The 13,534-nt window shown below is 72.1% G+C and carries 15 protein-coding genes and 1 pseudogene; 9 read left to right on the top strand and 7 right to left on the bottom strand.

Going from position 1 to position 13,534, the window contains the following annotated elements; genetic code table 11:
- Window positions 1–235: 235 nt before the first annotated feature.
- The 5 genes from ON36_RS30050 (at window position 236) to ON36_RS30030 (ending at window position 5,057) form a co-directional block, all read left to right on the top strand.
- Complete coding sequence (locus tag ON36_RS30050; RefSeq protein WP_043660830.1) at window positions 236–1,186, top strand: acyl-ACP desaturase; 951 nt, start codon at window positions 236–238, stop codon at window positions 1,184–1,186.
- A complete protein-coding gene (locus ON36_RS33140; protein WP_052314525.1) occupies window positions 1,183–1,821 on the top strand; it encodes a hypothetical protein in 639 nt (212 codons plus the stop codon). Before ON36_RS30050 ends, ON36_RS33140 begins: the two co-directional genes overlap by 4 nt.
- A gap of 256 nt (window positions 1,822–2,077) precedes the next feature.
- Window positions 2,078–3,430 (top strand): ABC1 kinase family protein, encoded by a 1,353-nt coding sequence (locus tag ON36_RS30040; protein ID WP_052314524.1) that lies wholly within the window; start codon window positions 2,078–2,080, stop codon window positions 3,428–3,430.
- Between the two features lie 86 nt (window positions 3,431–3,516).
- Entirely contained in the window at window positions 3,517–4,167 is a 651-nt protein-coding gene (locus ON36_RS30035; protein WP_245558260.1) for a TetR/AcrR family transcriptional regulator, read from the top strand.
- Window positions 4,168–4,403: 236 nt separating this feature from the next.
- The gene (locus ON36_RS30030) at window positions 4,404–5,057 is read left to right on the top strand and encodes a TetR/AcrR family transcriptional regulator (RefSeq protein ID WP_043660827.1); all 654 of its coding nucleotides are present in this window, start codon (window positions 4,404–4,406) and stop codon (window positions 5,055–5,057) included.
- On the opposite strand, the gene ON36_RS30025 is transcribed toward ON36_RS30030, so the two are convergent.
- The 4 genes and pseudogenes from ON36_RS30025 to ON36_RS36450 all read right to left on the bottom strand — a co-directional run bounded on the left by ON36_RS30025 (window position 5,040) and on the right by ON36_RS36450 (window position 7,468).
- Entirely contained in the window at window positions 5,040–5,702 is a 663-nt protein-coding gene (locus ON36_RS30025) for a TetR/AcrR family transcriptional regulator (RefSeq protein ID WP_085999723.1), read from the bottom strand. The genes ON36_RS30030 and ON36_RS30025 overlap by 18 nt on opposite strands.
- A 164-nt stretch (window positions 5,703–5,866) precedes the next feature.
- On the bottom strand, window positions 5,867–6,145 hold the full coding sequence (locus tag ON36_RS30020) for a hypothetical protein (protein WP_043660822.1): 279 nt from the start codon (window positions 6,143–6,145) through the stop codon (window positions 5,867–5,869).
- 292 nt (window positions 6,146–6,437) lie between these two features.
- Window positions 6,438–7,106: pseudogene (locus ON36_RS36455) on the bottom strand (PP2C family protein-serine/threonine phosphatase); the annotation flags it as partial.
- A gap of 116 nt (window positions 7,107–7,222) precedes the next feature.
- A complete protein-coding gene (locus ON36_RS36450; protein ID WP_043660820.1) occupies window positions 7,223–7,468 on the bottom strand; it encodes a hypothetical protein in 246 nt (81 codons plus the stop codon).
- A gap of 182 nt (window positions 7,469–7,650) precedes the next feature.
- On the opposite strand from ON36_RS36450, the gene ON36_RS30005 reads away from it, so the two are divergent.
- The gene (locus ON36_RS30005; protein WP_043660818.1) at window positions 7,651–8,049 is read left to right on the top strand and encodes a MerR family transcriptional regulator; all 399 of its coding nucleotides are present in this window, start codon (window positions 7,651–7,653) and stop codon (window positions 8,047–8,049) included.
- Here the strand turns inward: ON36_RS30005 and ON36_RS30000 are convergent.
- A complete protein-coding gene (locus tag ON36_RS30000; RefSeq protein WP_245558259.1) occupies window positions 8,046–9,479 on the bottom strand; it encodes a DUF1254 domain-containing protein in 1,434 nt (477 codons plus the stop codon). The two genes, ON36_RS30005 and ON36_RS30000, sit on opposite strands and share 4 nt — an antisense overlap.
- Before the next feature lie 130 nt (window positions 9,480–9,609).
- Between ON36_RS30000 and ON36_RS29995 the strand changes: the two genes are divergently transcribed.
- Window positions 9,610–9,963, top strand: a complete 354-nt coding sequence (locus ON36_RS29995; RefSeq protein WP_245558258.1) for a hypothetical protein — start codon at window positions 9,610–9,612, stop codon at window positions 9,961–9,963.
- An 84-nt stretch (window positions 9,964–10,047) separates the two neighbouring features.
- Here the strand turns inward: ON36_RS29995 and ON36_RS29990 are convergent, their stop codons facing one another.
- The gene (locus ON36_RS29990; protein ID WP_052314522.1) at window positions 10,048–10,434 is read right to left on the bottom strand and encodes a hypothetical protein; all 387 of its coding nucleotides are present in this window, start codon (window positions 10,432–10,434) and stop codon (window positions 10,048–10,050) included.
- A 415-nt stretch (window positions 10,435–10,849) separates the two neighbouring features.
- Between ON36_RS29990 and ON36_RS29985 the strand changes: the two genes are divergently transcribed.
- The gene (locus tag ON36_RS29985; RefSeq protein WP_218001257.1) at window positions 10,850–11,848 is read left to right on the top strand and encodes an Acg family FMN-binding oxidoreductase; all 999 of its coding nucleotides are present in this window, start codon (window positions 10,850–10,852) and stop codon (window positions 11,846–11,848) included.
- A 37-nt stretch (window positions 11,849–11,885) separates the two neighbouring features.
- Here ON36_RS29985 and ON36_RS29980 read toward each other — a convergent pair whose 3' ends face one another.
- Window positions 11,886–12,983, bottom strand: a complete 1,098-nt coding sequence (locus ON36_RS29980) for an NAD-dependent epimerase/dehydratase family protein (protein ID WP_052314521.1) — start codon at window positions 12,981–12,983, stop codon at window positions 11,886–11,888.
- A 304-nt stretch (window positions 12,984–13,287) separates the two neighbouring features.
- Between ON36_RS29980 and ON36_RS29975 the strand changes: the two genes are divergently transcribed.
- A partial coding sequence (locus ON36_RS29975) for a hypothetical protein (RefSeq protein WP_043660817.1) occupies window positions 13,288–13,534 on the top strand: 247 nt, incomplete at its 3' end.

Raw genomic sequence — 13,534 nt, 5'->3', positions numbered from 1 at the left:
AGGGCGCAGGGCGCGGGTCGCCGTCCGCGCCGTGGTAGCTCGCGGTGGCCGAGACGAATCCACGGTGCGGGCGGACCGCTGCGGCTCGTGACAGCGTTCGTGTCCGCTCCGCTATGAGTGGGCACAGAGTCGCGGCGAATTCGCTCGGGCGGCGGGCCGTGGGCCGAGGCTGATCACGCGGGCGCCGACGGTGCCCGGCTCGTCGGGCACGATCTCCCGGACACCGAAGGACACCATGGCCGCGCCGTTGACCGATCACGACATCCTGAGCGAGCTCGAACCGGTGGTGGAGGCGAGCCTCGACGATCACCTGGCCGCGGCCCGGGACTGGAATCCGCACGACTACGTCCCCTGGGACGAGGGCCGCAACTTCGCCGCGATGGGCGGAATCGACTGGGAGCCAGGGCAATCGCGGCTGGGCGAGGTCGCCAGGGCGGCCATGATCACCAACCTGCTGACCGAGGACAACCTGCCCTCCTATCACCGCGAGCTGGCCGACACCTTCGGCCTCGACGGCGCCTTCGGGACCTGGGTCGGGCGATGGACAGCGGAGGAGAATCGGCACGGCATCGTGCTGCGCGACTATCTGGTGGTCACCCGCGCGGTGGACCCGGTGGCGCTCGAACGCGACCGGATGGCGCACATGACCGCCGGGATCGCCAAACCCGAACCGGGATCGCAGTTCCTGCGCTCGGTGGCGTATGTGACCTTCCAGGAGCTGGCGACGCGGATCAGCCACCGCAACACCGGAACGTTGTGCAACGAGCCGATCGCCGAACGGATGCTGCAACGGATCGCCGCCGACGAGAACCTGCACATGATCTTCTACCGCAAGCTGTGCGCGGCCTCGCTCGACCTCGCCCCCGACGACAGCATGCGGGCGATCACGGAGGTGATCGAGCGTTTCCAGATGCCGGGGCTGCATCAGCCCAACTTCCGGCGCAACGCGGTCCTGCTCGCCAAGCACGGGGTCTACGACCTGCGCCAGCACCTGGACGTCGTGCTCAGGCCGGTGCTGCGCCTGTGGAACGTGTTCGACCGCGACGACTTCACCGACGAGGGGGAACGCGCGCGCGACCGGCTCGCCGCCCATCTCGCCGACCTCGAGACCAGAGCCGCTCGCTTCGAGGAGCAGCGGGACCGGGCGCTGGCGCGCGACGCGCGGCGCGCGCCCGTCCCGTCGTGATCGCGGGCAACGACGACTCCGGCGCGACGCCGTGCCAGGGCGCCGACGTGCGGATCGACCGCGTCGTCCGCGCCGAGGTCGCCCGGCTGCACGAGGACTGGCTGCGCGACCCGGCCGCCACGCCGGAGCGCCGCGCGCAGCTGATCGCGGCCGAGGCGCGCGAGCTCACGGTGCGGGTCCGCACGGTCGAAGCGGCCCTGCTCGGACAGCAGCTGCGGGACTGGCGCGCGCTCTACCGCCGCTACCTGCCGCCGCAGCGGGTGATGACCACCTTCACCGTGCTGGCCCGGAGCAACGCGCGCCGGGCGGTGTTGTGCGCCGACCTGTATTCCCGCCTGCCCGCCGCGGTGGTCGCCGACCGGCATCGCGGCGTCGACGGCCCGGCCCGGCGGGGGACCGGCGCCGATCCCGGCCGCTGGCGCGCCGCGCGCGAAGAGGGCAGAGCCGATCCCGAGGTCGAACGCATCTGGGGCCTGGTCCACACCGCCGACTTCGCGCTGCTCGCCGCCGCGCTGCTGCGGGTCCGCGCGGCGGACGGGCTGCCCCTGCCGCTGACCCCGCTCGACCCGCTGGCGGCGACGCTGACGGCGATGATCCACGACGAACTCCGCGCCCGCGGCCTGCCGCCGGTCTGATTCTCCGGTGCCGGAGATCGTCACGGTGGACCCCGCACGGCGGACGCGATTGCGGCAGTTCCCGCCCAGGGTGCTGTGATCTGTCCCAGGCGCGCGGCCGCGCGGTGTGTGAAGTGACACCAAGCGTCGGCGATACCGGTGCTCGCCCCCGGTCGAGGCTGGATATTTGCCTATCGCGGTACCGGTGCGCAGGCGGGGTGGATTCGGGTTCGGTGGGAGGTGTGTGGTGGCGGGCAAGCAATTGCCTGGTGGGCGAATGGCGCGTGGGGCCCGGCTGGGTCGCCTGGCGGCGGGACAGGCCGCGCGAGGACTCGGCACACGGGTGGCGATGGTCGGGCGCACCGAGCAGGCGAGGGCCCGGCTGGCCACGCGGGCGTCGATGCAGACCGCCCAGCAGATCGTGACCGTGCTGGGCGGGATGAAGGGCGCGGCGATGAAACTGGGGCAGATGGCCTCGGTGCTCGACCTGGATCTGATCCCCGAGGACTCGCGGGAGATGTTCCGGGTCAAGCTGGCCGAGCTGTGCGACAGCGCGCCCGAGGTCACCTTCGCGCAGATGCGCGCGGTCATCGAGGCGGACCTCGGCCCCCTGGCGCGCGCGTTCGCCGACTTCGACGAGCGGCCCGTCGCCGCGGCATCGATCGGGCAGGTCTATCGCGCCCGCCTGCACGACGGGCGGATGGTCGCGGTGAAGGTGAAGTACCCCGGCGTCGACCGGGCGGTCCACGCCGACCTGCGAAATCTGCGGTTCTTCCGCAACCTGCTCGGGGCGTTCCTGCCCTCGGCCGGTGACGTCGACGTGCTCGACGAGATCAGCACCAACATCGCCGCGGAGCTGGACTACCGGCGCGAGGCGCGCAGCCAGCACCGGGTCGCGTCGCGATACCGCGACCATCCCTTCATCCTGGTCCCCGACACGATCGCCGCGCTGTGCACCGACAACGTGCTGGTGACCGAATTCGTCGAGGGCCTGCCCTTCCATCAGACCCGCCACCTCGCCGAGGCCGAGCGTGACCGGGTCGGCGAACTCGTCTACCGCTTCTACATCACCGGCATGTTCCGCGACGGCGAGTACTGCGCCGACCCGCATCCGGGCAACATCATCCTCGCCGAGGACGGTCGCGTCGGGTTCGTCGACTTCGGGCTCTACAGCACGATCGCGCCCGAGGCGCGCGAGCTGGAACGGCGGGTGCTGCGCGCGGCCGCGGAAGAACGCCCCGACGAGATCGAGGCCCTGTGGCGCGGCCGCGGCATCATCACCGAGGACTCCGCGATCACCGGCGAGGACTGCCTGGACTACGTGTGGTCGGCCAGCGGCTGGCATCTGTTCGACGAGGAACTGACCGTGACGCCGGCGATCGCGACGAGCGCGGTGGTGCTGGCCACCGATCCGCGCGCGCCCGACCACCGGGCGGTGCGCCGGCTCATCCTGCCGCCCGAGCACGTCTTCTCCCGGCGCGCGGAACTGTTCACCCTGACCTGCCTCGGTCGGATCGGGGCCAGCGGGAACTGGCACCGGCTGGCCAGGGAGTGGCTCTACGACGAGGCCCCGGCCACCGAGATCGGCCGCGGTGCCGACGGCTGGAGCCCCGGGGCCCGGCCGCGCTGAGCGCCGTCGTGGACCGGCCACCCGCCTAGGATGTTCTCCCATGTCACACACCGCTCGGTTCCGAGGAGGCGACCATGCCACCGAAGGTGACTAAGCGACGGACCGTACCGAGCCAGGATCGTGCCCGCGAGACCCGCACCCACATCCTCGACACCGCCGCCGCGCTGTTCGGCCGCGACGGCGTCGCCCAGGTCTCGACCAACCGGATCGCGGCCGACGCCGAGGTCAGCGTCGGCACGCTGTACCGATACTTCTCCGACAAGGCCGTGATCGTCGACGAACTCACCGAGCGGCTCATCGCCGAGGTCGAGGACCGGTTCACCGAGCGGGCTTTCGAGTTCTCCAGCCGGTGGCGCGCGGGATCCGTCGAGGCGTACACGGCCGTGCTGGAAGAGATCCTCGGCGTCTTCAGCGAGGTGCTCGTCCCCAACGCCGCCCTGCTCCGCGCGCTGGTCGGCGGCGTGCAGTTCTACAGCAGCGGGCTGCCGGAGCTGGAGAAGCGGTTGCGGATCATGGTCAAGGTGATCCTGATCCAGAACCTGGGTCCGCGCGAGAACGAGTACCTCGACACCGCGACACGGGTGTTCATCAACACCGGCTTCGCGGCGGTGGTGCGCAGCGCGGTGGAGGGCGTCACCGACGAGGACCGCGACCGCGTGATCACGATGACCGCGCACATGATGGGCGCCTGGATGGCCGCCGAGACGGACCCCGGCGTCACCGGCGCCCGCCACTGATCACTTCTCGCAACGGGTTCGGCCCGCTCTTGTGGCAGCTCCCAGCAATCGGCGCCGATCCGGCCGGACCGGGGTCCGCGGCCCGGCGATCTCGGTATGGTCTGCACGTCGTCGGCTGCGGTCGTGTCGGGGCCGCCGGGCGGAAGCGTCGTTCCGCCCGGTCCGACCGCGGCGGGTCGGCAGGTGTGCCCGCGGTCGGGGCGGGCTCGTGTCCTCGATGCAGAGCGGAGGTGGTGATGGCGCCGAAGGCGTCGAAGGGGGGACGCAGGCAGCCGCAACAGGATCGGGCCGAGGCGACTCGCACCCGGATCCTGTCGGTGGCGGCGGCCGCGTTCGGTGCGGCGGGTATCGCGGAGGTCCCGATGAGCCGCATCGCCGCGGACGCCGGGGTCTCGGTGGGGACCCTGTACCGGTACTTCTCGGACAAGTCCGCCATCGTGGCCGAGCTGACCGAACGGCTCCTCGAGCAGATCGAGAACGACTTCACCAGTCGCGCGTTCTCGCTGTCGATCTCCCACGACGAGGCCACCCCGGAATACGCCACGTCGATCGCCGCCGAGGTGCTCGCGGTCTTCGCCACGATCCTGGAAACCCAGGCCGGACTGGTGAACGCCCTGATCCGGTCCCTGCAGTTCCCCGAGGCCGGGCTCTCGGAGTTCGAGCAGCGGCTGCGGCTGCTGGTGAAGGTCATCCTGATCCAGGCGCTGGGCCCCCGCGACGACCGCTACCTCGACACCGCCACGGATCTGATGATCAACACCGGCTTCGCCGCGGTGCTGCGGACCGCGGCCCAGGACATCGGCGCCGAGCAGCGCCGCGAGGCGCTGGAGACCACCGCGCGCATGATCGGGGTCTGGATCATCGCCGAGAACTCAGCGACGGCTCGCTGACCGGTCGCCCGCCTCGTCGGCCAGCCAGGCGCCCATCATGCGCGAGGCCATGCCGAGGGCGGCGGCGCGGTCCTCGGCGGTGAGCGAGGAGGCCGCCGCGCGGACGACGACGGCGAAGGTGGTGTTGACGAAGACGAAGGTCACCCGTTCCAGCTGGGCGTCGTCGCGGGGACCCAGCCAGTCGCGCAGCGCGGTGGCGGCCAGCGCGCGCAGGCGGTGTTCGAATTCGGGCAGCGTCGAGGAGTAGTACTGCACGGCGCTGACGAAGGCACGCAACAGCGGCGCGTTCTCGACCAGGACGTCGGTGAACGCCGCGAGGGCGCGGGCGACCCGGTCGGTGAGGCGATCGGCGAGGTCGCGATGATCGTCGGCATCGAGGGCGCTGAGGTCGGGCAGGTGCGCGCGGAACACGCGTTCGACGTCGTCGAGGAGCCGGTCGAGCAGTTCGGCGACGATGGCGTCGCGGTCGGCGAAGTACCGGTAGACGGTGCCGATGCTGACCTCGGCGTCGGCCGCGATCCGGTTGGTGGAGGTCTTGGCCACGCCCAGCGTGCCGAACAGTTCCGCGGCGGTGTCGAGGATCAGCTCACGCGTGCCCCTGGCGCGGTCCTGCCGAGGCTGCCGACGATGGACTGGCTTCGCCACCTTGTGGATCCTCCTACTGAACTCGACCGGGCCGGAGGCTCGCTGACGTCGCCGGAGCCGTCACCACTGTCGAGACTAGTGCCGAAACGGCGCGATCCCCTCGGTGACTCGTACCAATCGCGGCCCGGCGTGACGGTGATCGTGCCGGGCCGCCTGCTGTGCCGTCAGCGGTAGTAGCCCCGCAGGACCGCGGCGTGGGCGAGGGCGAGCAGCTCGGCCCGCGCCGCGGCCGTGTCGATCGCGTGCGCGCCGGTGGCCCGCGTGGAGCACTGTCCCAGCGCGGTGGTGAGTTCGCGGCCCACGTCCTCGTAGACCGTCCGCAGGCTGATGCCGTCGTCCGCGCACCGCGCGGCGGCCTGTTCGAGCAGCCACAGGGTGCGGTGCAGGGGTGTCTGCGCCTGCGCCCCGGCGGTGCCCGCCCCGTGCTGCGGCAGTGGTGACATGGCTGGACCTCCCCCGACGACCTTCCCGGACAGGTCGATCGTAGGGGAGCGGCGACCGGGCGGCTACCCGGCGGCAAATTCGGTGCCCGCGCCCGAATGTCCGGCGGGATCGCTGTGACGGCGGACAGTCGATCGCGATGTATGGGACCCGCTATCTCGGATATCTTCGATCGGGTCGGACGACGCGCGCCCCGTGGCGTCGAGGCGCGCGTGCGTCGGGTCCCGGCCGATATCGGATACGGCTAACAGGCGGCAATCATGGAGGCGGCCGGGCGCGCCCGTCGCGTCAGCGGTCGGTGAAGTCGGCGACGATGACGGTGACGTTGTCGGGTCCGCCGTTGCCGAGGGCCGACTCGATGAGCTGATCGGCGCACTGCCCGGCGTCGGGGACGGTGCTCAGCGCGGTGTGGATGCTCTCCGCGGACACCACGTCCGAGAGTCCGTCCGAACACAGCAGGAAGCGATCGCCCGGCTGCGCGACACCGGGAACGAGCGCGGGACTGACCGTCCGGCCGGTGAGCGCGCGCAGGATGAGCGAGCGCCGCGGATGGGTCCTGGCCTGCTCCTCGGTGATGTAGCCGGCGTCGACGAGGGTCTGCACGAAGGTGTCGTCGGTGGTGAGCTGGGTGAGCTCGCCGCCGCGCAGCAGGTAGGCGCGCGAATCCCCGACGTGGGCCAGGCCGTAGCGCGCGCCGTCGAACAGCATCGCGGTGAGCGTGGTGCCCATGCCCTCGGTCTCGGCCGCCTGCTCGGCGTGGGCGGCGATGGCGGCGTTGCCCTGTCGCACCGCGTCGTCCAGGTCGGTGAGCAGGTCGCCGCTGCGGGTGGTCTCCAGCTGGGCCAGATGCCCGATCATCAGCGCCGAGGCGACCTCGCCCGCCGCGTGGCCGCCCATGCCGTCGGCGAGAGCGAGCAGATTCGCGCCCACATGGACGCTGTCCTCGTTGCCGTCGCGGACCAGCCCGCGGTGGGTGCGGTAGACACCGGCGGGGCGGTGCTGCCGGGTGGAAGTCTCATCGGTGGTCCTGTCCGATGTCGGCTCCGTAGGCACGATGGTTCGGTTCCTTCCTGTACTGCCTATGCTGTTGTCACAGTAGGCCCCTCGGCGGTCGGCAGCAGCCGCGCGAGGATATCGATGCGGGCGACCGGGCCGTCCGGGGCGGTGTCCGTGCCGGTCACCACCGCGCGATGGCCACGGCTCGCGCGCGTAATGAACAGTGCCTCGTGGACGGGCGCGACGATATCGCCCAGCGGTTCGTCCGGTCCCGCGCCGATCGGCAGCAGGGCCGTGATGCCCGACAGAATGCCCGGTACGGTCAGCATCGCGTGATTCCTCGCGGGAACGAGATGGTGACGCCCTCCTCGTCGGATCCGTCCTCGGGCATGGCGTTACACTAGCACGTAGCACTGTATGGTATCCGGACGGTGCGCCGGCGTCGCGCGGCAGCGGGAAAGCCCCTGTCGCGCACCCTGTTCGGGCGGACGGCGCGGGAGAAGGACGGGCAATGGGCGCAGGCGCGATGCGCATAGGCGAACTCGCCGGCCTCGCCGAGGTCTCCACCAGGACCGTGGACTACTACACCGGCCTCGGCCTGCTCACCCCGCTCGCCCGGACCTCCGGGAACTTCCGGCTCTACGATCCCGCCGACGCCTCGCGCATCCGGCTGATCAGGAGCCTGGAGGCGCAGGGCATCCCGCTCGAGGAGATCGCACGGGCCTTCTCCCAGCGCCCCGGCGACCTCGGCGCGACCCTCGACCAGCTCGACGACGCACTGCGGACCCTGCACGCGGCGGCGGACGCCGCGCCGGAGGCGATGCGGGGCGTGCTGGCGGTGATCACGACCCGCATCCAGACCCTGATCACCATCGCGCTGCATCTGCCGCCCGACCTTCCGGTCCTCTAGCCCGCCCCATCCGGGGTGACGATCTCGAGCTCGCCGGGCTGCCAGCGCTTGTCGAACCACGGCTGGAGGGGCCCGTAGAGCCGCAGCATCGGGAACCAGCTCTTGCCGGGCACCGTGCGAATCCAGTTGGCCTGCGCACCCGGCGGCGGGGTGGGGCCGAACCAGAGGACGATCGAGCCGTCGGTCTCCGCCGTGACGGTGCCGCTGAGGCTTGTGAGGCTCGGATACGGATTGTCGGTCCGCAGCAGGGATCTGGTCTGGGTGTCGTAGAGGTCGATCGACCAGAAGTTCTTCGCGGGCGGCTCCGGGGGCAGGGTCAGCCGGTAGGTCCGGCCGCCGTCGAGGAGGGCTCCGTCGGCGTCCTCCGCGGTGTAGGCGTAGGCGGAACCGGCCCCGACCTGGGCATGCGCCATCGCCGGGGTGATCACGGTGGCGAAGTAGTGGAACTGGGTACGCGCGTCGAGCAGCCGCGCGTGATCGCGCAGGAACTCGTAGCTGCCGCCTACGAAGGCCTGCTTCCACGAGGAGTGTTCGAAGAGGTACGCCTCGGGATCGCGGGGGAAGTAGACGAGTGCCCGGCTGATGCCCGCGGCGGTCCTCGCCGCGGTGTCGAGGATCGCGCGGAGCCGATCGTCGGGGGCGAACCGCGCGCCGTGCACGATGCCGAGGGCGGCGAGTTGCCCCGTGCGCTCGGGGTCGAGGGAGCCGGGCGGTTCCTCCTGCACGATCTCGTCGACCTCGTCGAAGAAGCTCGCGTCGTTGGCGTGCACGGTGTTGAAGACCTCGTCGGCGAGGTTGACGAAGGTCAGCGCCGGCGGGTCGGCGGCCTCGGCGAGCCGGTAGACCCGGGTCCGCCGGATGGCCTCGACCCCGCCGAGGGCGCGGAAGACCGCCCACAGGGTGTAGGTGGGCGGGCGGTAGACGAAGTAGCCGTCGGGCACCTCGCCGTCGTAGCCGGGCGGAAGGTAGAGGTAGGCCCCACCCGCGCCCTTGTCGGGTCCGGCGATGCCCATGTCGGCGACGTAGCGGAACCAGAAGTCGTCGACCACGCACAGGGACTCGGTGGGCGGTTCCACCACGACCGGCCCGTCCCGCAGGTCGATGAACATCGTGGCGTAGGTGGTCTCGGTGTTCGGCGTGAGGAAGAAGCTGCCCGAGTTGGCCCTCGGGTCGGTGTAACCCATGGTGCGCAGCCCGTCCACGCCCACCCCGCGCAGGCCGCGGCGCAACGCCACGAGCGAGGCGCCGGGGACGGTGTCGAGGAAGACCTCGACACCGCGCAGGAAGTCGAGGCCGTCGTAGAGTGCGCGCACCGTGTCGGGCAGCGGGACCCCGTCGAAGAACTCGAAGGTCCCGATCGGGGTCCGCACGCGGTCGGGCACGCCGATGGCGGTCAGCGCCGAGGCCAGCGGATCGTCGTCCTGGTTCACGAGGGCTCCTGTTCTCCTGGTGTCGCCCCGGACTCTGGCCCGCCCCGGCGGGCTGGGCATCACCCGAACCGGGTGAACTCGCGCCCGCGGCGGGCGGCCGGGCGCGGCGTCCGTCGGTACCCTCGAACGGGTGGGTGGGGAGTTGCTGGTCCTGGCGGCCGTCGTCGGCCCGTTGGCGCTGCTCGGCTGGGCGGCGGTGCGGGCGAAACACCGCGGGCTCGGCGGCACGTTCGCCGGGCCGTTCCAGGAGATGTTCGATCCCGGCGCGGCGCGGGCGCGGATCGTCGCCGAGGAGCGGGCGGAACTGCCCGGCCCCGCGGACTCCGGCGAGCCCGACGGCGACGACGAAACGCCGAACATCGTGGAATACCAGGGCATTCGGCTCTACATCGACCCGGAGAAAGCGCGGAGAAGAGCGCTGTCCTCCCGGTCCCGGCCCGGACGGCCCTCGGGTGCGGGGAGGGACCTCGGAGGACGTCCGTAGCTGGGCGTCGCCCCGGGGTCGTGTGCGGGGCCGCAGATCGACGCCGTCGACCACCGCTGCCCGCTCCCGTGCCGGCCGGGGTGATCACGGGACGATCCGGGGATCCCAGCGGCAGTAGGTGATCGGCGGGTCGAGGACGATCAGGTCGGTGACGGTGAGCAGGTCGGCGGGCACCCGGTCGTCGAGGTGGGCGAAGGACGGGCACAGCACGGCGTCGACGGCCAGTTCGCTGGCGAGCACTCGCAGGCGTTCGAGCGGCGGCGCGGTGGGGAAGATCAGCGTGCCGAGCAGGTCGTAGCCGATGGCTTTCGCGGCCGCGCGGATCCGCGGTTCCCACCGGATGCGGTCGGTCCCGGCGAGGTCGGTGCGCAGGTAGCCGATCGCGGTCCGGACCGGAGCGCGACGAGCCCTACGGCCGAAACCGAGGCGGGTGCGGCCCCGGGCCGCCGGGGAGGGGATGCGTTCGGTCATCGGGTGTCCTGCCGTCGGGCGGGTGGGCCGGGGCAAACGGACGCCTGCGCACAGCAATTGGTCATCTGAACACCTCCGATCGTCGCGGGCGGAGCCCGTCGCGGGCCTCCTATCGCATCACCGCAAACCGCAGGCAAATAGGGGAGAAGGGCCCCGCAAAAAGGTCCGGTCGGCGCCCCCGGACGAGAGCGCGGACGACGGGCCGCCGGTAGAGTCGGATCGTTTCCGTCCTGCGCAGGGGGCGCGCGAATCGAGGCGGCGTCCACCGTCGGTGCGTGGCACGCGCCGTCCCCATCACGGTCGGGCGACGAATGCCGTCCCGCCGCCCGATGTCCTTGCCGATCGGGTCGGGGCGAACTAGTTTCGGGCCGGCGGTAGGCAGGAGAAGGGACACCCACCCGAGGAGCGCTGACCGATGGACCGAGCACCTGACCTCGATACGGTTCGCGCGGTCTTCGCGCGCGCGGCGCGGGCGCCGTCCCTGCACAACGCGCAGCCGTGGCGGTGGCGATGGGACGGCGCCGAGGCGGAGCTGACCATGGTGCAGAGCCGCTCGATGCCCGAGACGGACATGCTCAACAACGAGAGCGTCATCGGGTGCGGGGTCATGCTCCACCACGCCCGCGTCGCCTGGGCCGCGGCGGGATGGGACACCGGCGAGGCGCGCTTCCCCGAGCCGACCCGTCGCGCGCACCTCGCCACGGTGCGTCCCCGGCACCCCCACCCGCCGACCGAGCCGGAACACCTGCTCGGCTCGGCGATCGACCGGCGCTTCAGCGACCGGCTGCCGATGGATCCGCCCCACGAGTGGCCGGTCGTGGTCGAGATCCTGCGGCACCTCGCCCGCGACACCCGCACGACCGTCACGGTGCTCGACGAGGCGCGGCGGAGCGAACTGGGCCGGATCTCGGCGGTGGCCACCGGTTTCCGCCGCTACGACCCCGGCTATCAGCGCGAACTGAATTGGTGGACCGCCGTGCCCGACGAGGGCGGCGCCGGGGTACCGCCCTCGGCCCTGCCGGACCCCGCCGACCGCGCAGCCGTCCCGGTCGGGCGCGAATTCCCGCCCGGCACGGCGGGTTCCGCCGCGGCGGGCGCGGACGACGCCGTGGTGATCGCGCTGTCGACGCTCGACGACACGGCGGCCTCGCTGCTCGACTGCGGCAGCGTGCTCTCGGCGGTGCTGCTGGAATGCACCAGCCGGACGCTGTCCACGTGCCCGGTCACCCACGTCACCGAGCTACCGTCGACCCGGGCGATGTTGAGCCGGCTCGTCGAGCAGCGCTACCCGCAGGCGCTGGTCCGGATAGGTACCGCCCGGCACGACCCGCCGCCGCGCACACCCCGGCTGCCGCTGGACGCCGTCCTCACCATCGAACCGGGCGCGTCCGCGCCGCCGACGGCCCCGGGCTGATCACCGGAATCGACCGCGACCCGAAATCGGTTCCCGATCAGGCGAATTCGCCGCGCAGGCCGGCCGTGTCCCGGCCCACCCGCAGGGCGCTCTCCTCGCGCCCGCCGACTCCGGTGGCGAACTCGCGGACGCGCCACGGCCCGCCGGCGTCGGCGGCCAGCGGCGGGGTCGCGCCACCGGTGCCGGTGCGGAGCCCGGCCAGCATGTGACGCAGGGCTTCGTCCGCGGTGAAGCGCGGGGTCCAGCCGAGATCGGCACGGGCGCGGCCGGTGTCCATCAGGGGAAGGCGCATCATGGCGTCGAACAGGTCCGGCGCGGCCGGGACCAGGCGCGCGTGCCATCCCGCCGCGAGGGCGCCGCGCACCAGCCCGGGCGGCACGGGCACGGTGCGTGCCCCGAATATCGCGCCGAGCGCCGCGCGGTCGATGACCGGTTCGGCCGCGAGATTGAACGGACCGCGCACGTCGGAGTCGACCGCAAGGGCGTAGGCGGCGCCGACGTCGCGGCTGTGCACGGCCTGGAAGCGCAGCCCCCTCGGCACCGGCAGGAGGGGTACGAGGTCCGGCCGGACGAGCCCGTTCGGCAGCAGCGGACCGCCGAACAGCCGCCGCTGCTGCTCGGCGGATTCGCGGCGGAAACTGAACGCCGGCCGCATGCGCACCACGCGCCGGTCGGGATGCTCGGCCTCGAAGCGGTCGAGCAGGCGTTCCACGTAGGCCTTCTCGCGCATGTACGCCGCGCTGGGCCAGCCGTCGGTGGGCCAGCTCTCCGGCACCGGCCGGTCGTCGTGGCGCGGGGAGTAGGCGCCGACGGAGGACGCCTGGACGAACGCGGGCACCTGGGCGGCGTCGACCGCGCGCAGCACCCGCTCGGTGCCGACGACGTTGGCCTGCCAGGTGGTCAGCGGACGGTGGGAGGGCTGGAACAGCCACGCGAGATGCACCACCACGTCCGCGCCGTGGAACACGGCCTCGAGATCGTCGACGCGGATGTCCGCGGACGCCCACCGCACCCCCGGGCGATCCCGCGGCACCCGGCGCGCGACGCCGATCGTCTCGATCCCCGGCCGGTCCGCGAGGGCCTCGAGCAGGCTGGTTCCGATGTTGCCGGTCGCACCGACGATCACGACGCGCATGGTCCACTCCTCGGGTCGGGCGCCACGCGCCGGCGTCGGCCGCCGTGCGGCGCATCGCTGTGCGCCTGCGACGTACCCCCGCCCACGCGACCGAAACCGGGCCCCGCGGCACAGCGGCGGGCGGATGTCGGAACTCGGTCTGGTTTGTCCGATTGAATGCGGGTATCTCCCGGCAGTGAGGGGCGGGCCCGACGGATCGTCTGACAGCGCTGTATTCGACCACCCGCTCGTCCATCGCCTCGTCCCACGCGCGACGGGCGGGCGGTGTCCTCACCATCCGGCGTAACCGTATTCGGAGACTGTCATGATCATTCTCGTAGGCGTTGTCCTGCTCGTCGCCGCCGTCGTGGTCGGCGCGGCGGCGGTGTCGAGCAACACCGGGGCCGCACACACCCTGACCGACGATTTCACCGTGCTCGGCTATCACGCCACCGGGACGACGGGCATCCTGTTCCTGTGGGCCGCGGTGCTGGGCGCCGTGGGCATGCTCGGGCTGATGCTGCTGGTCGCGGGCACGTTCCGCTCGTCGCGGCGGCTGCGCGAGGCGAAGG

The organism is Nocardia thailandica NBRC 100428, from assembly GCF_000308795.1.
Lineage (GTDB): Bacteria > Actinomycetota > Actinomycetes > Mycobacteriales > Mycobacteriaceae > Nocardia > Nocardia thailandica.
The sequence above is the reverse complement of the archived record's forward strand: the minus strand, read 5'-3'. Positions and strand labels throughout refer to the sequence as shown.